This window comes from Kribbella sp. NPDC049227, from assembly GCF_043197265.1.
Lineage (GTDB): Bacteria > Actinomycetota > Actinomycetes > Propionibacteriales > Kribbellaceae > Kribbella.
The window spans coordinates 688,161-709,203 of record NZ_JBICST010000005.1 but is presented as its reverse complement, the minus strand read 5'-3'; the positions used below and the strand labels follow the sequence as shown (position 1 = coordinate 709,203).

Genomic DNA, 21,043 nt, shown 5'->3' with positions numbered 1-21,043 from the left:
CCAGGCGATCAGGACGGCGCTGACCATCCGTCGGCCAGTCGGCGGAGGCTGCACTCGAGGTCGAAGGTGAGCCATCGGGAGAGCTGCGGATGGGCGTGGTGTTCCCACAGGCCGTAGGGGCCTCGAAGTGTTTCGAGCCAGGTGACGAGGTCGCGTAGGCGGCCGTCCTCAGGGGAGACGCCGCATCGGGAGGCGAGGTCGAGGAGGAAGGCGGGATCGAAGCTGACGTAGAAGGTGATCTGTCCCATCGCTCGTTCGAGCCCGACCAGCCGGGAGAGCTCCCAGCCGAGGGTCGATTCTTCCCGGGTCTCGCGTGCGAGGAGGTGGTCGACGCCGATGCGGGCGGCGTCGGACCGGTTGCGGTGGGGGTGGAGTGCGAGGCAGGCCACCGCGCCAGTCGTCGCCGAGCGGCAACCGTCTCCGCGGGTGAGTCGCCGGTAGGCCTTTTCCGGCAGTGACGGCTGCCCGGGGCCGCCGAGGTCGGCTTTGGGTCCGGCGGGCCACGAGCCGTCGTGGAGTCGTTCGCGGAGGAGCCATTCGTAGGCGCGTTCAGCGCGAGGGTCGGTGGCGAACCCGGCGGCTGCGATGCCCCGTAACGGGACGACGGTCTGCATGGTGATGAAGCGCGGGCCGTCGGATCGGGCTGGCCCCGGCGGTGCTCCCCTTCTCGGCTTGCGCGCGGGCTGGTCGTTGTCGACGTCGAGCGGCAGCGGCCATGAGCCGTCCGGCTGCTGGTGGGCGAAGATGGCGTCGACGGCAGTGGCAAGCTCGGGGCCGCGGTAGCCGAGGTACGCGAGCTGGCAGAGCAGGTAGCCGGCGGCTTGAGGCCGCTCGGCCGCAGCCAGTCGTGCGAGGAGCGACTGGACCGCGGGGCTCGCCCCGATCTCGCTCTGCCAGGCCTTGACGTCGTCATCGTCGTTGGCGGCACCCTCGAGCTCGACCGCCGTACGCCACCGCAGCGACGGGGACTGGTCTCCGAGCAGGAGCGTTGTCAGGTTCATGTCAGGGCTTCCAGGATGTACGGCGCGGTTGCTGTGTCGGCCTTACCGAGCTCTTCGGGTGGGCCCTCGAAGACGATGTGGCCGCCGTCCGGTCCTGCGCCGGGACCGAGTTCGATGAGCCAGTCGCAGGTTGCGAGGAGAAGGGGATCGTGCTCGACGACCAAGACGGTGTTGCCGGCGTCGACGATCGTGTCGAGGGCGCGGGCGAGCACGGCGACGTCGGTGGCCTGGAGACCGACGGTGGGCTCATCGAGCACGTGGAGAGCGCCGTCCCTCGCAGGGCGGGCGAGTTCCTTCGCGAGCTTGAGTCGCTGCGCCTCGCCGCCTGAGAGGCTCCACCCGGGTTGGCGGACGATGAGGTAGCCGAGGCCGAGCGTGATCGCGGCGCCGCCGACGCGGCGTACCCCGTCGATGTCACCCCACTCCTCGACGAGTTCACCGATGGTGAGGGCTTCGATGTCGGCGAGGGTCCGGCTCCGCTCGACGAGCGTTGCGACCTCGCGCCGGTAGCCGGAGCCGCCGCACGCGTCGCAGGTCTGGGTCACCGACGGCAGGAACGACATGTTCTCCTGCCACGTCCCTGTGCCGCCGCAGGCGTCGCAGCGGTAGGTGAGGTCCTTGATCGTGATGCCCTGCTCGCGGGCCACTTCGCTCGCGGCGAACGACTTGCGGACTGCGTTGATGAGCCCGAGGAACATGCCGGGTGACGCGATTTCGGCGCGGGCCTGGTCGGCGACGATGGTGCGGACGGGCGCCCCCGAGATGGCGTCGTGGACACCAGGTTCGACGCGGATGATGCCGCTGCGGGGAATGTTGGTCTTTGGTCGCGTCAGCCCCAGCGCGATCGTGTCGACGACGAGCGAGGACTTGCCCGACCCGGACGGACCGCACACGCCGACCTGCACGCCGAGCGGGATGCGCACGTCGAGGCCGCGCAGGTTGTTCTCCCGCGCGCCCGTGACGTGCATCCACTCGGTTGGCTCGCGGCGGTCGCGGCGAGGGATGGAGACTCGTCCGTCGCGCACTGCCCGGGTGACCGACTGGACGCTGTCGAGGTCGATGAGGCGGCCACCGGCTCGTCCGGGACCGGGGCCGATCTCGATGATGTCGTCGGCGGCACGAATGAGTGTGGCGTCGTGTTCGACGGCGATCACAGTGTTGCCGGCGTCGCGCAGCTCGCTCAGGCTGCGAGTGAGCGCGACCACCTCTGAGGGATGCAGGCCCAGGCTCGGCTCGTCGAGCAGAACGGTCATGCCGACCAGGCCGCCGCCGAGCACCGACGCCAGCTTGATCCGCTGCGCCTCCCCCGCGGACAGGGTCCAGGTCTCCCGGTTCACGTCGAGGTAGCCGAGCCCCACCGAGCCCAGGAAGCCGAGGCGATGCAGCGCAACTGTGCGGGCGTGCGCCGCGAGTTCGTCGTCCGGCTCGTCCATCGACGCCAGTACGTCGGCGAGCTCGGCGAACGACGCCGAGAACAACTCGCTGCGATCGCGACCCTCGAGACGAATCGCCAGGTACGGCGCGCGCAGCCGCATGCCGCCGCACTCCCGACACGCGAACGACGTGGTCTCCGTGCCACCCAGGTCGTACTGGGCCCAGTGGTTCAGACCGACCCACGACGAATCGCCGTACAACATCGCCTGCCGGACTTCGTCACTCAGCTCCGACCACGGCGTGGTGCTCGGGTCGACCTGGTACCGCGCCGCGAACGCCTGCAACACCTCGCGGCTGCCGGTTGCTTCCGGACGGAACCACGCCAGGCCTCCGCCGAAGCAACGAGCGAGTGGTACGTCGGGCCGCACGATCTCGTCGAAATCGAACTCCCGCTCGACACCAAGTCCCACGCACCGCGGACAAACGGCCATGGGCGACCCCATCAGGTGACGCGGCTCGACCGGCACCGCGCTCGTTCCGCAGTCGCCGCAGACCCAGGCTGCTTCCTGCGCCGGCGAGGTACGGCGTACGTCGTCGCCACCGCACGCGAGGCACGACCGCACACCGGCTCGCGCCAGGACAAGGGCGATGAGGCGGTCGAGATCGCTGGACCTGCCGACGGTCGTCCGCGCGGCATCCCAGCGCGAGGGCCCACCCGGGTCGGAAATCGTGCCGGAAGCGTCGATGCTCATCGTCGGGCCCAGTCCGGTGAGCGAGTCGACCGGAGCTTCCGGTCCCTCGCGCACCGACTGGCGCTCGTAGACCGACAAACACTCGAGCAGCCGCCGGTTGGCCTCCGCCGCGAGGACATCGCGGACCAACGACGACTTGCCCGAACCCGACACACCCGTCACCACAGTGAACCGGCCCTTGGCGAACTGGACGTCGACACCCTGGAGGTTGTGGGCGCGGGCGTCCCGCACGCGGATGGCGTCACTCGCCCGCGCGCCGGCCCGCGGCTTGGCGCGAGGCGTCACCCTTGGCCGTTTCTCGGCAACGGGGGGCCCGCAGTGCTGCACGCGGCCGCCATCAGGGCCACCACCCGGGCCGAGATCGATGCGCCAGTCGGCGGAAGCGATCACGTCTGCCTGGTGTTCGACGACGACCACTGTGCAGCCGTTGTCCGTCAGCTTGTCGAGCACAGTGAGGAGCCGCTCGAGGTCGCCGGGGTGGAGCCCCGTGGTGGGCTCGTCGAGCAGCACGAGGTCGCCGGTCTTGGCCTTGGCCAGCTCGCGGGTCAGGCGGACTCGTTGCGCTTCACCACCGGAGAGGCTGGGCGACGGTTGCCCGAGCGTGATGTAGCCGAGCCCGACCTCCTGCAGCGTCTCGAGGATGCGCGTCACCGACCGGTGCTCGACGAACAGCGCGCCGGCCTCGTCAACGCTCAACTCCAGCACATCAGCGATCGACAGACCTTCCCAGGTCGCTTCGAGGACCTCGGGCCGGAAACGGCGACCGTCGCAGGCCTCGCACGGCACCCAGATGGGCGCCAGGTAGCTGAGGCTGATGGCGACCGCCCCCATCCCTTCGCAGTCCGGGCACGCCCCTTCGGCTCGGTTGAACGTGAACTCCGACGCGGACCGCCCGGTCTCGTTCGCGAACACGTCGCGGATTGGATCGAACACCTTCGTATACGTCGCCGGATTCGACCGCGGGTTGTTGCCCAGTGGTTTCTGATCGACAGCGACCGCGCGCATCGCCGGCGCGTCGAACGTGGCGCAGCCCACCGGCATGTTCGCGCGCAGAGACGCCAGCAACACCTCACGTGCCAAGGTGGTCTTGCCGGCTCCCGACGGACCGGTGATCACCGTCAGCGCTCCCACCGGGATCTCGCATTCGACGTCGCGCAGGTTGCGCAGGGCGGCGCCGGTGAGCCGGATCCGCTCGGCCGCGAGCGGGCGCGTCGTACGACGGGTGCGCGTGGTCGCCGCGAATCCGCGGCCCGATGCGGTGTCGGCGCGCCACAGTTCGGCGGGCGTCCCTTGGAAGACGAGTTCGCCGCCGCCGCGGCCTCCGGCCGGGCCGATCTCGACGACGTCGTCGGCCATGGCGATCGCCGTACGGTCGTGCTCCACCATCAGGACGGGGCCCGGCAACGACGCGATGGCGTCCAGCAGTCGCTTGAGATCGGTGTGATGCAGCCCGACGGTCGGCTCGTCGAGGACATGCAAGAGGTCTTCGAGCCGGCCGCCGAGCACGACCGCGAGCCGCGTCCGCTGCGCCTCGCCGCGCGACAGCGTTGGCATCGACCGGTCGAGGCTGAGGTGGCCGAGGCCCAACGTGACCAGGGGCCGCAGTCGTCGCAGCAGCTCGTCCTGAATTCGTGCGGCACGCAGGCCGAGCGGCAGTTGGTCGACGAACTCGAGGACTTCGCTCAGCGAGCAGGCGAGCAATTCGGTCAAGGTGACACCGGCGATGCGATGCGACGACGTGTCCACCGCCGCGTCGCGAAACGCCGAGGGCTCCAGCGGCCGGACCCAGTCCGAGCAGCTCGGACAGATCGGTGCCCGCAGCACCGGCGTACCGCCGAGACGGACCTCCTGCGAGCCCAACGCGTCGGCACGCTCGAGGATGGCGCGAACCTCCGCCGCGGACGCGTCCGCGTGAAGCGTGGCGACGCGTACGACGACATCGTGCGGGACCGTCGGGTCGAGCCTCGGCACGCGGCTGGAGTTGTTCGCCGCCCACGGACGCCCATCGATCGTGACCGCATCGAACTGGCCCCGCAGTCCGGCGAGGAGACGCGCGTGGCTCCGGCGGAGGCCGCGAACGACCGCCACCTCCACCGCGACGCCGTCTGCGGCGGCGAGCATGTCCAGCGCGATCGCGAGGCGCTCTTCGCGCGACACCGCGCGTACTGGCACCTGGCAACGCGGGCAGGTGACGTCCGCGAATCGGGCGTACAGAATGCGGAGGAACGGGTGCAAGCCAACTGACGTCGCGACAGTCGAAGCCGGGTTGCCGTTCAGCACGTTCTGAGCGATCGCGACCGCCGGCCCCAAGCCCTCGATGCCGCGCACCTGCGCGGCCGGCACGCGGGACCCTGGACGTCCCAGCCCCAGCGACTCGAGGAACCGGCGCCGCGCCTCGGTGTAGACCACGTCGAACGCGAGCGACGACTTCCCCGAACCGGACACACCGACAACGGCGGTCACGCCGGGCCCGAACGTGACGTCGACGTCACGCAGATTGTGCTCCGCCGCGCCGAAAACCCTCATGGCCACGTCCGCTGCCTATCGGCGGAACGCGGCTCTGGTCGCGGCTGCGGTGGAACTGAAGTACTCCGGTGGTTCGATGAACGCCCACTCGTCGAATGTCAGGCCGTTGGCGAGTGCACGCCGGTAACTGAAGCAAACCAGGTACAGCGGCCGGATGTACATCACCGCCTCCAGGCGGTCGAGCTCGTCGTCGGTCAGCTCGACGTGCCGGCGGTAGGCGTTGACGACCGCGTCGACGCACTCTTCGTTGGTGAGTCTCGAAGGAGACCAGTGCCCGGTGCCCCAGATCAGGTACGCGAGGTCGGCCAGGCGCGGTCCGCGCCCGGACGCCTTCCAGTTGATCGCCACCGGCCCTCGCTCGCCGACGACCACATGATCGGGGGCGTGCAGGAGGTTGCCGTGGAGCAAGCCCTCGGGAAGGCCGTGACCGTCGTCGGCCGAGCGCACCTGGTCCCGGAGCTGCTCGAATCTCTCGCGATCGGCCGGCCCGACCTTCGTGTCCACGGCGTCGAGAAATGCCAGGCCTGCCAGCAGGTCTTGACGGGGGGAACCCTGACGGGTGGGGTCCTCACCACTCGCTCCGCCGGGGCGGCTGACGGACTCGTCGAGCGGCAGCGCGTGCAGCCGTCCGAGCAGGTCACCCATGATGGCGAACTTCTCGGTGCCCTCGGGAAGCTGGACGCCTTTGACGAGCCGGGTCACGAGAACCGCGCTCCCGTCGAAGTCAGACACCGCGTCGTCGACCGCAAGACGCTCCGCGGGGAAGTCGTGCCGCTCCAGGAATCGCAGGATCGCGGCGTCGCCCTCGACGTCGGCCCTCGGACGTGCGGGCGGGAACGCACGCGCGATCCACGGGTCACCGTCGTACCTGTCGATGCGGAAGACGTAGGTCTTGTGCACACTGACCTTCGTCGCCGCGACCGGGTCGATGCCGTAGCGATCCCGGAGGTGGACGAGCAGTCGCTCGGCAACGGGCTCGTGGTGCATGCGGGTACCGAGACCCTCTAGATCGGCCAGGGCTTCGGTGTAGCGCTGCCCCGTCGCCTCGGCGTGACGCCGGACAACCTTCTTGAAGCTGCCGTCCTTGGTCATGACAAGCCTCCTCTTGACACCCTCGTCCCCCAGCGACGCGGTGTAGAGAGATGGCCTGCTGACATCGACGACCGAGAGGACAACTCCCCTTCGCCAATGGAACCCCGACTGGGGCGGCTGTCCCACAGCTCGGCGACCGGTCGGCGCCGTGGCGCCAATCTCCCCGACCGCCGCAGCCCTTGTCAAGCGTCCAACCGCGAGCCGAGCTCCCGGCCGCGGCATCCCGACGCCTCCCTCAGAATCTCCTCGACGAAGGGCGGTGTGGGCCCGGTTGCCTGGATCCGCGGCTAACCGAGAGCTGGCGGGCGCTCGGGTGGGCGGCGGCCCCAGGCTGAGATCAGTGGGGCGAGTGTCAGGTCGAGTTTGCCCGCGTGGATGGCGGCCAGGTGCGCGTCGATCTCGGCGTCGTCGGCCAGGCCGGCCGCGAGCAGCTCGCCGCGCACGTGCCGGATGGTCGACGCCTCCAGCCGGTCGCAGGCCAGCCCGCCCACCGGGAAAGAGCCCGCCGCGGCGACATCTACCAAGCCGGCCTCACGCAAGGCCCGCGGCAGTGTCCGGCCGTAGCGCAGGTCCGCGCCGCGGCGCGTCAACAGCTCCCGGACCGCTTCGCGCATCCGGTTGGCCAGCCGCTGCTCAGGGCCGCTGTCGTCCAGGCATGCCAGTGGCTGCAAAGCGGTATCGGCGTCTTCGACCAGCAGCCAGCCGCCCGGCCGTAGCGCTGCCACCATCGTTGCCAACGCCCGAGCCCGGTCGGGTACATGGACCAGCACGAGCCGGGCGTGCACCAGATCGAACGTCCCCGGCTCCGGGGGCGGATCAGCGGCGACGTCGTGCCGGCGAACCTCGTACCCGTCGCCTGCCGTCAGCCACGACGGGTCGATGTCCGTGGCCAGCACGTGCCCGCTCGGACCGACGGCCGCCGCGAGCGCCTCCGGGATACCGGGCCCACCGGCCCCCACTTCCCAGCAGCGCGAGCCTGGCCTGACCCCCAGTCGATCAAAGTGCCCGCGCGTCACACCGTCGAACAGCTCGGCCAGCCAAACGAATCGCTCACCCGCCTCGGCCCGCGCGTTGTCCAGCAAGTACCCGCGCGCGGGAGCGGCCTCACCACCGAGCGCACCAGTCCCGCCTATCGGATCCGGTCGGCCACCGACGTGCGGAGAGCTGGGCGAGGAGGTCACCACTACATCGTCAACCTCCCCAGGCCACCAGCGCCACGACGACGCGAGAGGGACATCTCACACAGCCAGCAAACCCCACACGTCCTACAGCACGGTTCCCCCGCCTGCACCGTGACGCGCCGGAACAGGTCGGGAGGCCGCGTACGCCGTTGCGGACGGACTCGTGTGACAGCGCGAGGTCAGGGCCGGTGCTCGCCTCGACACCGGCCAGGCAACGCAGGATGCTTCACCCTGTGTGCCCCAGCCCAGCCGCCGCTCCGCTACTTGACCGCTATGACGTCGATTGTTCGGATGTCTGGGTCGGTGGCCAGGAGGTCGGGACCGACCTGGCCGAGGGCGGCCGGGATGTCGCCGTTGAGGTGGGCCTGGCGACCGTCCTCGTCGGTGAAGGTGTCGAAGATCCCGAACGTCGTCGGCCCGAGCCGGAACGCGTACCAGGTGACAGTCCCCTCTTCGGCGACCGCGAGCTCCCGCCCCTTCTCGAGGAACGCGCGCAGTTCGTCTTCCTTGCCGGGCTTGGCCTCCAACGTCGCCAGCAGCCCCCGGTCGATGCTCATGTCCGTGGTCCTCTCGTGAGTTGCCCTCCTTCGACCGTACTGCGCGTCGCGGATGGCACCCACAGCCCCGTGAAACCGAGCATCCCCCAATCCCGGGAGGCTATGGCTCGATCAGGCCGGCGCGGATGGCGTAGCGGGTGAGTTCGGTGCGGTCGCGCATGCCCAGTTTCTGGAGGATGTTGGCGCGATGGCGTTCGACGGTCTTGGGACTGATCGTCAAGACGGCGGCGATCTCCTTGGACGAGTGGCCTTCGGCGATCAGCTTGACCACCTCGTCCTCGCGCTCGGTCAGCACCTGCCCCGGCACTCGTTCGCCGCGGCGAACTCGCTCGAGGTAATCGCGGACCAAGGTGCTCACCACGCCGGGATAGAGAAAGGACTCACCCCGAGCGGCCGCGCGGCAGGCGTCGACGAGGTCACGGTCGGCGACCGATTTCAGGACGTAGCCGCAGGCGCCGGCCTTGAGCGCAGCGAAGAAGTACTGCTCGTTGTCGTACATCGACAACATCAGCATCCGCGGCGGCTCCCGCCGGCGTGACAGCTCGCGCGCCGCCTGCAGTCCCGTCATCCGCGGCATCGCCACATCGAGTACCGCCAGATCGATCGGAGTCCGGCGGAACGCCTCCACGGCCTCAGCACCGTCGCTTGCCTCGGCCACCACCTGCAGGTCCGGCTCACTGTCGAGGATCAGTCTTACGCCGCGACGTACCAGGGTGTGGTCGTCAGCCAGCAGGATCCGGATCATCGCGCCGGCTCCAACGGCACGGTGAGGCGGACCGACGTACCGCCGAGCTCCCCCACGCCCACGACCAGTTGCGCGCCGATCAGGAGCGCACGCTCACGCATCCCGTTGATCCCGGTCCCTTCGGCGGCTCCTCGCAGGCCCTGTCCGTCGTCGTCCACCGCGAGGACCACCGCGGATCCCTGGCGTTGCAGGGCAAGCCGCACGGTCCGGGCCTCGGCATGGCGGGCAACGTTCGTCAGCGCCTCCTGTGCTACCCGGTAGACGACCAGTTCTCGTTCCAAGCCGAGATCAGGCAGGCCGGGTGTGGATGTGCGCTGGACCTTCAGTCCATGGGCCGAGAACTCGGTTGTCAGGGCCGCCAGCGCACTGTGCAGGCCGAGATCCTCCAGCACACCTGGCCTGAGTCGCCGGGCCACCCCGCGGACTTCGTCCAACGTCGAGCGCGCCGTCTCCTGGACCTCCAGCAGGTCCCGCCGTACATCGGCCGGCACCCTCGTCGACAGTTGCCTGAGGCCCAGAAGTACGGCTGTGAGTCCCTGGCCGATCTCGTCGTGCAACTCCCGGGCGATGCGATGCCGCTCCGCCTCCTGCGCGGCCAGAGCCTTCGCGTTGCTTGTCCCGCGCTCGGTCTCGAGGCGCTCGATCATGGCATTGAACCCCCGGACCAGCTGACCGACCGCACCACTGCCCGACTCCGGCAGCCGGCGGCCTGGCCGCTGCAGGTCCACTGTCTCCATCAGCCGGCTCAAGCGGTCCAGCGGCGCGAGGCTCGTCCGCAGCAGCGCCGCGTTCAGTACGACGATGCCGACCAAGCCAAGCAGAAGCACCACCGCCTCCGAGACCAGAACCGTCGCGGACACAGTGATCGGCGCCAGGGCCAAGGCCAGCGTGCCGACAACGAACACCAGCCCGTTGATCAGGCAAACCCGCCAATACAACGGCAATCCCGCTCCCGATCTCACCACCCCAGCGTCCCCTACCGCCTCGAACACTGTCCATGAACCGGGGCAGAAGTGGGTGGTAGCACTCATTCCGCTGCGGGCTGTCACCTCGGAGACTGGAGATGCGGCGGGACGCGCCCGATGAGCCGAGGGGGTCGTCGGCAGGCGTCCTGCCGCACCAGTACTTCGGGAGTTGACATGCCGGCAGCACTCGCACTGTGGACTCCGGCGCCGACCGGGGCCGCGCCCTGGGTCGTGTTCGCGATCCTCCTGAGCGCTGCGGTCATCGCGGGCTCGGCACGACTCGTACCGACGGGACAGTGGCTCGTCGTCGTCCGTTCCGGACGCGTCGTCCGGGTTGCCGCGTCCGGCCTGACCTTCCACATCATTGGACTGGAGCGCCAGGTCCTCCTCGCGCGCGGTCCCATCCGGATGCCCCTGGTGGTGTGCGGGCGCTCCACAGAGGGCGCGGAGGTCCGGCTCTTCGCTGAGGCAACCTTCCGCATCGTCGATCCAGCGCTCGCCGCGCGAAGCTCGCTGGAGCCTCTGCAACTTGCGGCGGACGAGGCGGAGCGCACGCTCGGTGGGCTGATCGGTCGGTCCGGACTGGCATCGCTGGCCGTCCTGCCGACGTACGATCACGACCTCGAGCAGACCCTGATCACAGTTCGCGGCGTCCGGCTGACCGCGCTGCGGATCGACCGGATCGACGTCGAGTTGACGGCCTGTGTACTGCGGGCCGCCGGGCATCAGGTGAAGTAGCGCAGCCATACGTACACCCAGGCCAACCCGATACTCAGTGCGGTCACCACGATGCCGTAGCGGGTGAACTGCCAGAACGTGATGTGGTGGCCACTGCGTGATGCGATGCCGAGGGCAACCACATTCGCGCTGGCGGCGACCGCCGTACCGTTGCCGCCGAAGTCCGCACCCAGAGCGAACGCCCACCACAGCGACTGTCCGGTGCGGTGATCCGGCGCCTGCTCGACCACGCCTTCGACCACAGGCGTCATCGTGGCGACGTACGGAATGTTGTCGAAGAACGCCCCGAGTACGCCGGAACCGAACAGCAACGCTGTCGCGGCCATCAGGTAGTTGTCGCCGATCGCCGCCACCGCCCAGTCACCGATCGCTCCGATCACGCCGGTGTTGACCAGGCCCGACACCATGATGAACAAGCCCATGAAGAAGACCAGCGTCGACCACTCGACCTCACGCAGGATCTCAGGCACATCAGACCGGGACACGAGCAACATCGCGCCGGCGCCGAGCAGCGCCACCAGTGACGGCTCGAGATGAAGCACCGAATGCAGAGCGAACCCGACGATCATGACCGCCAGCACTGCCAGGCATCGCACCAGCAACCCCGCGTCGCGGATCGCACGCCGCTCCTGCAGCGCCATCACCGCGGCGACCTGCTCCGGGTTGTACCGGAAGCTCTTGCGGAACAGGAATCTCGTCAGTACGACGAACAGTGCGAACACGATCACCACGATCGGCGTCATATGCACCACGAAGTCGTTGAACGACAACCCCGCCCGGCTTCCGATGATGATGTTCGGCGGATCACCGATCAACGTCGCCGCGCCACCGATGTTCGAGGCAAGCACCTCGGCGATCAGGTAGGGCTGCGGCGGGATCCGCAGGCGTTCACACACCACAATGGTGACCGGGGCAACCAACATGATCGTGGTCACGTTGTCCAGGAACGGCGACGCGACCGCGGTGATGGTCATCAGCAGGACCATCAGCCGGTACGGCTCACCCCGCGATCGCTTCGCCGCCCAGATCCCCAGATAGTCGAAGACGCCGGTCTGCTTGATGATGCCGATCACGATCATCATTCCGAGCAGCAGGAAGATGACGTTCCAGTCGATCCCCTCGTGCTCGGAGAAGAACACCTCCGTACCCGGCGCCAGCCCGAGCAACAGCATGCCGGCGGCACCGATCAGGACGACCCGTACTTTGTTCGCCTTCTCCGTCGCGATGTAGAAGAACGCCAAGCCGAAGATCCCCAGCGCGACGAGAGGCCTCACGACTCATCCCGGCGACTGGTCACCGAGCCCGGTCACCGCCAGACTCGTCAGCAACCGTTCCAACGTGATCACACCGGTCAGGACTCCGTCGCTGCCGACCACCGCGACCAGCGGGCTGCGGGCACGCGCCATCAACGCAGCGATCTCCAGCAAGGTCGCCTCCGCGGTCACCATCGCCGGCCTGGCCGGAGTTCCCGGCAAGCAGTCACCAACCGTCAGACCGCCCAGTTCACGCCAGAAAGCATCCGCCGACGACTCGTCGACAGTCCGCACCAGCATCGGATCGTCCTGAAACGCCGCGGGAATGCTCAGCCTCAGCACCTGGGATCCAGGCAGAACCGCAAGCGGCCGCCCACCGACGTCCACGACGACCAGCCCCGGCATCCGCCCCACCGCCATCAACCGCACGGCCTTCACCACAGGATCGAACACCGTGACAGTGGGCAGACCAACGGCTATGTCCCCGGCGCGCATCGCTGCGCCCCGCCCGATCTGACCGAACGCCTCGACACTGTCCACCCTGACCTCCCTGGCCGCCTCCTCCGCGGCGACCCCTATGGCAAGTCAGTCTCGTCGCAACCCCACCCCCCAACCATGGGGTCCCGACCCCAACTTTGGTTGTGACGCGCAGGCCCGTGGGCCGTTCGGTCGGTGGCGTTAGGGTTTGTGGGCTAGGACTGCGCCGTTGGCGCCGGGGGCGTCGAAGGTCACGGTATGGACGTCGACGAAGCCGGTGGTGTGGAGCCATTGCTCGTACTCCGCGGCGGTGTAGTTGCGACCGACTGTTTCCACCAGCATGTTCAGGCTCATCAAGGCGGCGGCCGGTGGGCCGGTCTTCTCGTCGTTGACCAGCAACTCGCTGATCACGATCCGGCCGCCGGAAGGCAAGGCCGCGAAGCACTTGCGCAAGATCGCCAGGTCCTGCTCTGGCGTCCAGTCGTGCATGATCATGGACAGCAGTACGACGTCATGGCCGGTTGGGAGTTCGGGATCGGCGAGGAAGTCGCCCGGGGCGACCGCGATGCGGTCCTCGTAGCCTGCTGCCGCGAGCTTCGTCGAGGCGATCTCGCAGACCGGTGGCAGATCGAACACCGTTGCCCGCAGGTTGGGGAAGCGCCGGCACAGCTCGATGTCGTAGGCCCCGGAGCCGCCGCCGATGTCGAGCAGGGCGGTGGAGGCAGACAGGTCGACGTGTGCGCCGAGTTCGCGCGCGGTGAACGTCGACAGCGAGTGCATCGCCTCCCAGAACACGGCCAGCAACTGGGGGTCCTCGCCGACGAACAAGTGCTCCTGCTCGTCGGGGTTCCAACTCGTCGGCCGATTGGTTCGCACCGCCTCGGTCAGTCTGCCCCAGGCCGGGTAGAGCCTGCGGTCGAGCATCTGCACCCAGCCGCCGAAGTCGAAAGCCTTGCCGGGAACGAGGAACTCGTCAGCCAGCGCGCTGTTGACGTAGCGCTCGTCCCGGCGCTCGAGCAACCCGATGGACGCGCACGCGGTAACCAGCAACTCAACCGGCCGTTGGGCGATGCCCAGTAGCTCGGCAAGTTCGTCGATGGTGTGACCGTCGGTGCCGGACAAACGGGCGAAGAGGTCCAACTCGTGTGCAGTCGCGAGCGCCTTGAAAGACCAGAAGCCGATGGAGAGCTGCATCAGCGGCAGAGGCGAGACCGTGGGGAGGTCGTGGTCGGCAACGCGCGACTCGACGGCTGCGTTCGTTCCGGTCGGGGCCTGATCACGGGTGGTGCGCATGAATTCTCCTGCCACGTCGTACGAAGCTCGGACTCCTTCACCCTCGTCGGAGCCGCTCTGTCGATCAACGCGAACCTGTGCAACGCTCGTGAAGTGTGCCTTAACGAAGGAGGTCGGGAATGCTGGAGCGCTACGAGCTGGAGACGTTCCTGACGCTCGCCGAGGAACTCCATTTCGGTCGAACGGCGGAACGGATGCACGTGTCCACTGCCCGGGTCAGTCAGACGATCAGGGGACTGGAACGTCGCGTCGGCGCCCCGTTGTTCAACCGCACCAGTCGCCGCGTGGAGCTGACCCCCATCGGGCGCACGCTGTCCGACGACCTGCGGCCCGCGCGGGAGATGATCGCGGCCGGGTTCGAACGGGCAGTACGGTCGGCCCGAGGCATCACCGGCACCCTGCGCGTCGGCTTCGTCGGTGCGGCCGGAGGTCAACTGCTCCTTGAGGCCGCCGAGCTGCTGCACACCCGCGAGCCCGGCTGCGAGGTCCTGGTTCGCGAAGTGCAGCTCGACGACGCCGTACCGAGGCTGCTCGACGGCGAGGTGGAGGTGCTGCTGACCTGCTTCCTCAGCGAGCGGGACGACCTCGTGACGGGACCTGCGCTCGTGACCGAGGCACGGATGCTCGCAGTACCGTCCGGACATCCCTTTGCCGATCGGCGGTCCGTCTCGGTCGAGGACCTCGCCGGGGTCACGGTACTGCGGGCGCCCGATGAACTGCCCAGCTCCCATCCGCCGGGTCAGACCCCGGCCGAACCGCCGATGGAGCCCGGTCCGACGGCCGGGTCGTTCCAGGAGATCCTGACTCTCGTCGGTGCCGGCCGGGGAGTCTTCCCGATCGGCGCCCACGCCAGGCGCTACTACCTGCGCCCCGATGTCGCCTACGTCCCTTTCCCAGATGCACCGCCGGTGCACTGGCGTCTGATGTGGCGTACGGACGGCGCCACCGCCCGAGTCCACGCCTTCGCCGCGGCTGCACACGACCTGGTGAGCCACGCTGCGTGAGCGCGGCGCAACTGGTCGTTAGTCGGCGGGTTGTTGGTCGGCGGCTGCGGCGTAGGCGGCGTCGACGCGTTCGAGTGGGCTTGGACCGTCGTACGGCTTCGGTGGGGCGCCGAGGTGGCGGGCGCGGAGTTCGTCCATGAGCTCCTCGATGAACGCCGGACCCTCGTCGCGCATGAGTTGCTGCCGGCTGCGGAGCTCGGCGGTGCCCGGGCGCCAGTCGAGACCCCAGTTGCCGAGGGCGTAGATGATCGGGAGCGTCTGGATGCCGGCCTCCGTGAGGCTGTACTGAGCGCGCTGTCCCCGGGCGGCCGTGCCGCGCTTGAGGATCCCTGCTTCGACGAGCCGCACGAGGCGGTCGGCGAGGATGTTCGAGGCGATGCCCTCGATCGATCCGGTGAGCAGCGCCCGGAAGTAGCGGCGGTCGCCGAAGATGACGTCGCGCAGTACGAGCAACGACCAACGATCTCCGAGCACCTCGACGGCGGCGTTGATCGGACACCCGGACCGTGGTTCCACGACTCCTCCTTGACAGCTGTTTGCATCCTAATATAGTGATTGCAGAACGCAAGCACTATTCGGAAGAGGGGGATCATGGGCCGCTTCGTGTATTCGATGAACGTGTCCCTCGACCTGCGGATCGAGCAAGTTCCCGGGGACGACGGCGCGGGCGAGTGGCTGCGTATCGACGAGGAACTGCACCGCGCGTTCAACGCCCACGCTGAAGCACTCGCGCTGATGGTCCACGGCCGGGTCATCTACGAGACGATGGAGGAGTACTGGCCACGGGGACGCGAGGATGCGTCGCTGCCGGACTTCATGCGTGAGTTCGCCGAGATCTGGACCGCCAAGCCCAAGGTGCTCGTCTCCCGCACCCGCGACAGCGCCGATCACAACACCCGGATCATCGGCGGAGACGACGCGATCGACCAGCTTGCCGCGCTCCGGGCGGAGACCGACGGCAACATCGGCGTCGGCGGCGCGGCGCTCGCGACGCAGCTGCTCCGGGCGGGGCTGCTTGATGAGCTCCTGCTCGCCACCCATCCCACGATCCTCGGCTTCGGCCGGCCGCTGTTCGACGACTACGACCTGCCGATCGATCTCGAGCTGCTCGAGCAGCGATCGTTCAAGCAGGGAGTCACGATGCACCGCTACGCGGTCCGCGACGTCAAGGAGGCCGGCCCATGCTGACGCAGGTTGCGGACGGTGTGCTGGTCCACCAGAGCGACTTGATCCAGAACAACGCCGTTGTCGTGCAGGGCACGGCCGGTGTGCTCCTCGTCGACCCCGGAATAACGGGCGATGAAATGGCCTGTCTCGCGGCCGACCTTCGCGCAGTGGGCCAGCCCGTTGTGGCGGGCTTCGCGACGCATCCTGACTGGGATCACGTGCTCTGGTACGCCGAGTTCGGTGAAGCACCCCGGTACGGCACGGCGCGGTGCGCGGCAGCTCTGCAAGATCTGCTGTCGAACGCGGATTGGAAGGCCCGCGTCGCCGAGGGGCTGCCGTCGGAAGTCGCCGACGACATACCGCTGGACCTGTTCGGCCTCATCACCGGTCTACCCGCCGGAACGACTCATCTTCCTTGGGATGGCCCGAAGGTCAGAGTCATCGAGCATCAGGGACATGCCCCGGGCCATGCGGCACTGTTGATCGAGGAACGCGGTGTTCTCGTCGCCGGCGACATGCTTTCCGATGTCCTGGTTCCGATGCTCGATCTGTACGGCACCGCGGATGACCCGCTCGAGGACTACCTCGCCGGACTGCGGCTATTCGCGGACGTCGCGGACGACGTCACTGTCGTCGTCCCGGGCCACGGGTCCGTCGGCGGAGCGGACGAGCTGCGCGCACGGATCAACCAGGATCGGGCCTACGTGCGAGCCTTGCGCGACGGCCAGGACCCCACCGACCCGCGAGTCGGCTCATCGGCCAAGCCAGGCTGGGAATGGGTGAGCGACGTACACACAAGCCAACTCCAACGCCTCGCCGAAAGAACCGGACGCGACGCGACGCCCGGCTAGCTGCAGCGACCTTGACGGACATTGTCGGGGTGCTGCGCCGATCTGCGGGTACCGGGCGGGCATGACGGACAGCGGTATGACCGAGACCACCTGCCTGATCCGCGCCTCGGCGGCGGATGTCTTCGCGATCCTGACCGACGGCTGGACGTACGCCGCCTGGGTCGTCGGCGCGTCGCGGGTCCGCGACGTCGACGACGGCTGGCCTCAGCCCGGCCACAGCATTCACCATTCGGTCGGCATCTGGCCGCTGGTGCTGAACGACACCACCACCGTCGAGCAGTACGAACCGAACCGCTTGCTGCAACTGAAGGTCCGCGCGTGGCCGAGCGGTGCCGGCATCGTCGAGTTCGTGCTCACCGACCGCGACGGCATGTGTCACCTTCTGATGCGGGAACGCGCGGTCAGCGGGCCCCTCGCGCTGATCCCCCATCAGCTCGTCGACCCGGTCCTGCGCCTCCGCAACCACGAAACGCTGCGCCGCCTCACCCTTCTCGCCGAGAAGCACCACTGACGCAGCAGAAGGGCAGTTGAGAGACCTTCGCGCCTAGCGGTTCACGAGCTGACGGCGTCGGTGGATCAGGACTGCGCCGAGTGCGATGCCGGCACCGCCGAGGGCGGAGGCGCCGAGCTGCACGGCTTCGGAGGTGGTGTCGTCGACCGCGATCTCGACGGTCGTGGGTGGCGGAGGGTCCTGCGAAGTGACTGTGCCTGACGGCGTGCCGTTCTCGGCGGGGTGATTTGCCGCCGCGGTGGACGCGCCGAGCGCGATGGCGCTCACAGAAAGCGCTGCGACTGAGATTGCTGTGCGTGCGTGGTTCATGACCATCCTCCTGGTGAAGGGCCCGGTTCGGATCCCGGACTCGCTTCGACGCTAGGTATGGCGGCCGGCGGCCTGGAATACGCGCTGTCGCGTATAGCACCCGGCGCGGCGGCGGCGTAGCGTCGCAAGAGGGAGGGCGTCATGACCGACGGCATCAGCGGGCGGGATCTGGAGGCGATGCGCGACCTGCTCGCGTTGAAGGTGGACGATCCCGGCCCCGGGTTGCCGTGGGAGTTGATGGAGTGCATGCGCGACCTGTTCCACAGCGACTCCATGAAGCTGTGCCGTGCCCGGCCCGCTCAGGAAGAGTTCGTCCTCGAGCAGGGCCTCGACGAGTCCCGGTTCGTAGAGATCGGCAACGACCCTCCGGACCCGCACTACTGGGAGCTCGACAAGACGTCGGACGCCTGTAACTACGCGCAGCGCACTGGTGACATCGTCAACGTGACCAAGTTGAGCGACTTCGTCTCCGACCGCCAGTGGCGGGCGAGCCCGATGGGCATCGACTACGGCTTCGGGCGCATGCGGGCGCTGATGGTCTACCTACCCGACGTCCCCGGACACTCCACCCGGCTGTATCTGTGGCGCGGCCCGGGTCGCGACTTCGACGAGCGCGACCGGCTGGTGCTCACGCTGCTGCGGCCGCACCTGATCGCGGCGTACCGAAGTGCCGAGCGCCGCCGCCGAGCCCCCTCGGCACTGACGCCGCGCCAGCTCGAGCTCCTCCAATATGTTGCCCAGGGCTACACCAACACGCAGATCGCCCGGCGAATGCAGCTGTCCGAGGGAACCGTACGTACGCATCTGAATCACATCTACGAGCGACTCGGCGTCACCAGCCGCACCGCCGCCGTCACAACCATGAGCACCGCCGGGCTGGAATAGCCGGCCGAGACGAGAACCTCCGGTTGGGGGCTCGACAGGCTATCCCACAACCGGAGGTTCTCCTCAACCCACCGCTGCCAACCTCATGACCTGATACGGCTAGCTGCCGCTTTCTGCTGCGCCGAGAGTCAGGTCGGCGGGGAGGGTCGCGCCGTCGCGGGCTCGCAGCTTGAGGCCTTGTCCGTTCTCGAACCCCTCGGCCGACGGGGTCAGGGTGTACTTGCCGGCGGAGACCTCGATCACGTACCGGCCACGGGCGTCGGTCGTCGTGGTGCCGCGTCCGAAGGCGACGGTGGCGCCGGGTACGGCGTGACCGTCCTGCGCTATGACCGTGCCAGTGAGCAGGCCGTTGCCGTCAGCGGGGCGGTACGACGCCGGCCCCACGGTGGGTGGCGTGGTCACGTCTGCAGCGGAGAAGTCGGCGCGCAGCGGCAACTGGGTCGTGCCGGCGTTCCCGGTCGCGTCGAATCCTGGCGCGATCGCGGACAGATCGACCGTCGTACCTGCCGAGATCAGCGGTGAGCTGCTCGACACGGGCGCCGCGTTCGCGACGTCGGTTTCCGGGTTGCCACCCAGCCGGGGATCCGCGGTGATCGCGTTCAGGTCCGCGCCCGGCGCGGAGACCTGCGGGCCGTAGTACGCGTTGTTGCTGAACCGGACACCGGGATAGGCGGCCCGGAACTGGGCGGCCGTGACGTCTGCCCGGGTGTTGACGAACACGTTGTTCAGGACGTAGTGCGCGTTCTTCGCGGTCAGGATCGAGCTCGCGGTCCCCGAGGACTCGAAGAATCCGACGGTGTTGTTCTTCACCGGCCGCTGCGTGTTGTACATCAGGTTGTTGTAGACGACGTTCACGCCGCTGTCGCCGTGCGGGTTGACGTAGTTCCGGTCGACGTCCTGGATGATGTTGTACCGCACCACCGCCGAGCCGAAGCCGAAGCCGCACAGCAGGACGCCCTCACCCGAGTCGTGAATGTAGTTGCCCTGGACAAGGATGTTCGTCGAGCCGCGGTCCGGGTCGATACCGTTCGAGTCGGCGGCGTTGACGCGGGTCTCCAGTTCGGCGACCTCGTTGTTCTGGACGACGACATTGTCGGTGTAGTACATCTCGATGCCCGACACGCCCGCTCCGTCGATGACGTTGCCCTCGACGGTGGCGCGCTGGACGCTGGTCAGGTAGAGCGAGTCCCAGCCGTACTGCGTGTCCCGGTTGGTCAGGTAGTTGCCCGAGACCTCGATGTTCTGATGGGGGCGCCAGTCCGGGTCGGCCGTGACGGTGCCGTCGTTCGCGGCCTTGCCGACCGCGCGGTCGCCCCAGCCGGGTTCGACGTCCTTGTAGCGGTTCTCACCCATCCCGGAGAACTGCTTGAAGATCACGTTCGCGAACGCGGTGTTCGCGACATAGTTGTCCTTCACCGTGATGTCCTCGAACTGCGAGACCGTCTGCGCGTCGCCCTTGAGGCCCTCGAACAGGATGCCTCCGGTGCGTTTCGAGCGGTCGAGTCCGGTGCTGCCGATCGACCACATGACGCCGCTGACGTCGTGGACGAAGACGTTGTGGATCGTGTACCCCGCGAGCGTCCCCGCGTTCTCGGCCTGCACGTGGATGCCGCGCAGGTCGCCGGTCAACGGGTTCTCCTCCCCCGGCAACAGCCCCTGGTTCTTGCCAGGCTGGAACTTCGACGGATCGAAGCCGTCCGTCACATTGCTGATCTCGACGTTCGAGATGTCCCAGTGCTCCTGGTTGGTCAACTGCAGTACGTCGTTGACGACCCCGCGACCGTTCAGCTCGGGGGCGGCGCCGTCACCGTAGCTCGACAAGATGATCGGCCTGGCGGCCGAGCCGGAGCCCTTCGGCGCCAGCAGCGCGGTCGGGTCGGTGCCCGCGACGTCGGTCGGCTGGCCGGCCGTCCACTGGGTGTAGTCGTACGCCTCCTTGGCAACCTGGTCGCCCTCGGCGCTCCACGAACTGCCGGCCTTCAGCAGAATCCGGTCACCAGGTCCGAACGTCGTCGCGTTGACCTTCGCCAGCGTCTTCCAGGCAGTCGACGGCGACTTGCCCTTCGCCGTGTCGTCACCGCCGGCGGAGTCGACGTAGTAGGTGGTGCCGCCCCGTCTCGGCGGTGCCGAGCCGTCCACGACGGGAAGCGCGCCGTTGTCCACGACGCTGCGTCCCTGGGTCTTCAGAGCGGTCTTGTCGGTGTACCCGGCGAACGATGGCGCCGACTTCGGCGACTCTGCCGGCAGCGCTGCGGATGCGGGAGCCGCACCGGCGACGACCATCGTCACACCGACTGCCGGTACGACGAGGTGCGTGACCCAACGCCTCACTTTGGTCATGGTTCCTGTTCCTCCTTGTTCG

At 68.3% G+C, this 21,043-nt stretch carries 19 protein-coding genes; 6 read left to right on the top strand and 13 right to left on the bottom strand.

The genetic code is table 11. The features are described from left to right. Positions 1-8 precede the first annotated feature (8 nt). The 7 genes from ACGFH6_RS25630 to ACGFH6_RS25600 all read right to left on the bottom strand — a co-directional run bounded on the left by ACGFH6_RS25630 (position 9) and on the right by ACGFH6_RS25600 (position 10,190). Entirely contained in the window at positions 9-1,001 is a 993-nt protein-coding gene (locus tag ACGFH6_RS25630) for a hypothetical protein (RefSeq protein ID WP_393388521.1), read from the bottom strand. Continuing rightward, entirely contained in the window at positions 998-5,653 is a 4,656-nt protein-coding gene (locus tag ACGFH6_RS25625; RefSeq protein WP_393388518.1) for a hypothetical protein, read from the bottom strand. The genes ACGFH6_RS25630 and ACGFH6_RS25625 overlap by 4 nt, the downstream gene beginning before the upstream one ends. Positions 5,654-5,668: 15 nt before the next feature. Beyond that, entirely contained in the window at positions 5,669-6,745 is a 1,077-nt protein-coding gene (locus ACGFH6_RS25620; RefSeq protein WP_393388515.1) for a phosphotransferase enzyme family protein, read from the bottom strand. A 287-nt stretch (positions 6,746-7,032) separates the two neighbouring features. Then, the gene (locus tag ACGFH6_RS25615; RefSeq protein WP_393388512.1) at positions 7,033-7,926 is read right to left on the bottom strand and encodes a methyltransferase domain-containing protein; all 894 of its coding nucleotides are present in this window, start codon (positions 7,924-7,926) and stop codon (positions 7,033-7,035) included. A 260-nt stretch (positions 7,927-8,186) separates the two neighbouring features. Next, positions 8,187-8,483, bottom strand: coding sequence for a putative quinol monooxygenase (locus ACGFH6_RS25610; protein WP_393388509.1), 297 nt, complete (start codon positions 8,481-8,483; stop codon positions 8,187-8,189). A 100-nt stretch (positions 8,484-8,583) separates the two neighbouring features. Next, on the bottom strand, positions 8,584-9,228 hold the full coding sequence (locus ACGFH6_RS25605; RefSeq protein WP_360441320.1) for a response regulator transcription factor: 645 nt from the start codon (positions 9,226-9,228) through the stop codon (positions 8,584-8,586). Further along, on the bottom strand, positions 9,225-10,190 hold the full coding sequence (locus tag ACGFH6_RS25600) for a histidine kinase (protein WP_393388504.1): 966 nt from the start codon (positions 10,188-10,190) through the stop codon (positions 9,225-9,227). Before ACGFH6_RS25600 ends, ACGFH6_RS25605 begins: the two co-directional genes overlap by 4 nt. A 177-nt stretch (positions 10,191-10,367) precedes the next feature. On the opposite strand from ACGFH6_RS25600, the gene ACGFH6_RS25595 reads away from it, so the two are divergent. Next, positions 10,368-10,931 carry a hypothetical protein gene (locus ACGFH6_RS25595; RefSeq protein ID WP_393388502.1) on the top strand — a complete coding sequence of 188 codons (564 nt, stop codon included), beginning with the start codon at positions 10,368-10,370 and terminating at the stop codon, positions 10,929-10,931. Here the strand turns inward: ACGFH6_RS25595 and ACGFH6_RS25590 are convergent. The 3 genes from ACGFH6_RS25590 to ACGFH6_RS25580 form a co-directional block, all read right to left on the bottom strand. After that, positions 10,919-12,205 carry an ArsB/NhaD family transporter gene (locus ACGFH6_RS25590; RefSeq protein WP_393388499.1) on the bottom strand — a complete coding sequence of 429 codons (1,287 nt, stop codon included), beginning with the start codon at positions 12,203-12,205 and terminating at the stop codon, positions 10,919-10,921. The genes ACGFH6_RS25595 and ACGFH6_RS25590 overlap by 13 nt on opposite strands. A gap of 3 nt (positions 12,206-12,208) precedes the next feature. Further along, positions 12,209-12,724 carry a CBS domain-containing protein gene (locus tag ACGFH6_RS25585; protein WP_393388496.1) on the bottom strand — a complete coding sequence of 172 codons (516 nt, stop codon included), beginning with the start codon at positions 12,722-12,724 and terminating at the stop codon, positions 12,209-12,211. A gap of 138 nt (positions 12,725-12,862) precedes the next feature. Beyond that, a complete protein-coding gene (locus ACGFH6_RS25580) occupies positions 12,863-13,954 on the bottom strand; it encodes a methyltransferase (RefSeq protein ID WP_393388493.1) in 1,092 nt (363 codons plus the stop codon). Positions 13,955-14,073: 119 nt separating this feature from the next. Between ACGFH6_RS25580 and ACGFH6_RS25575 the strand changes: the two genes are divergently transcribed. After that, entirely contained in the window at positions 14,074-14,958 is an 885-nt protein-coding gene (locus ACGFH6_RS25575) for a LysR family transcriptional regulator (RefSeq protein ID WP_393388490.1), read from the top strand. Positions 14,959-14,976: 18 nt separating this feature from the next. Here the strand turns inward: ACGFH6_RS25575 and ACGFH6_RS25570 are convergent, their stop codons facing one another. Beyond that, on the bottom strand, positions 14,977-15,474 hold the full coding sequence (locus ACGFH6_RS25570; protein WP_393388487.1) for a winged helix-turn-helix transcriptional regulator: 498 nt from the start codon (positions 15,472-15,474) through the stop codon (positions 14,977-14,979). Positions 15,475-15,549: 75 nt separating this feature from the next. Between ACGFH6_RS25570 and ACGFH6_RS25565 the strand changes: the two genes are divergently transcribed. The 3 genes from ACGFH6_RS25565 to ACGFH6_RS25555 all read left to right on the top strand — a co-directional run bounded on the left by ACGFH6_RS25565 (position 15,550) and on the right by ACGFH6_RS25555 (position 17,487). After that, positions 15,550-16,146, top strand: a complete 597-nt coding sequence (locus tag ACGFH6_RS25565) for a dihydrofolate reductase family protein (RefSeq protein WP_393388484.1) — start codon at positions 15,550-15,552, stop codon at positions 16,144-16,146. After that, the gene (locus tag ACGFH6_RS25560; protein WP_393388482.1) at positions 16,140-16,976 is read left to right on the top strand and encodes an MBL fold metallo-hydrolase; all 837 of its coding nucleotides are present in this window, start codon (positions 16,140-16,142) and stop codon (positions 16,974-16,976) included. The genes ACGFH6_RS25565 and ACGFH6_RS25560 overlap by 7 nt, the downstream gene beginning before the upstream one ends. A gap of 61 nt (positions 16,977-17,037) precedes the next feature. Continuing rightward, on the top strand, positions 17,038-17,487 hold the full coding sequence (locus ACGFH6_RS25555) for an SRPBCC family protein (protein ID WP_393388479.1): 450 nt from the start codon (positions 17,038-17,040) through the stop codon (positions 17,485-17,487). A gap of 33 nt (positions 17,488-17,520) precedes the next feature. Here ACGFH6_RS25555 and ACGFH6_RS25550 read toward each other — a convergent pair whose 3' ends face one another. Next, a complete protein-coding gene (locus tag ACGFH6_RS25550; protein WP_393388477.1) occupies positions 17,521-17,796 on the bottom strand; it encodes a hypothetical protein in 276 nt (91 codons plus the stop codon). Positions 17,797-17,937: 141 nt separating this feature from the next. Here ACGFH6_RS25550 and ACGFH6_RS25545 point away from each other — a divergent pair, with 141 nt between their 5' ends. After that, positions 17,938-18,681 carry a response regulator transcription factor gene (locus ACGFH6_RS25545; RefSeq protein WP_393388474.1) on the top strand — a complete coding sequence of 248 codons (744 nt, stop codon included), beginning with the start codon at positions 17,938-17,940 and terminating at the stop codon, positions 18,679-18,681. A gap of 99 nt (positions 18,682-18,780) precedes the next feature. Here the strand turns inward: ACGFH6_RS25545 and ACGFH6_RS25540 are convergent, their stop codons facing one another. Further along, a complete protein-coding gene (locus tag ACGFH6_RS25540; protein ID WP_393388471.1) occupies positions 18,781-21,021 on the bottom strand; it encodes a carboxypeptidase regulatory-like domain-containing protein in 2,241 nt (746 codons plus the stop codon). Positions 21,022-21,043 lie beyond the last annotated feature (22 nt).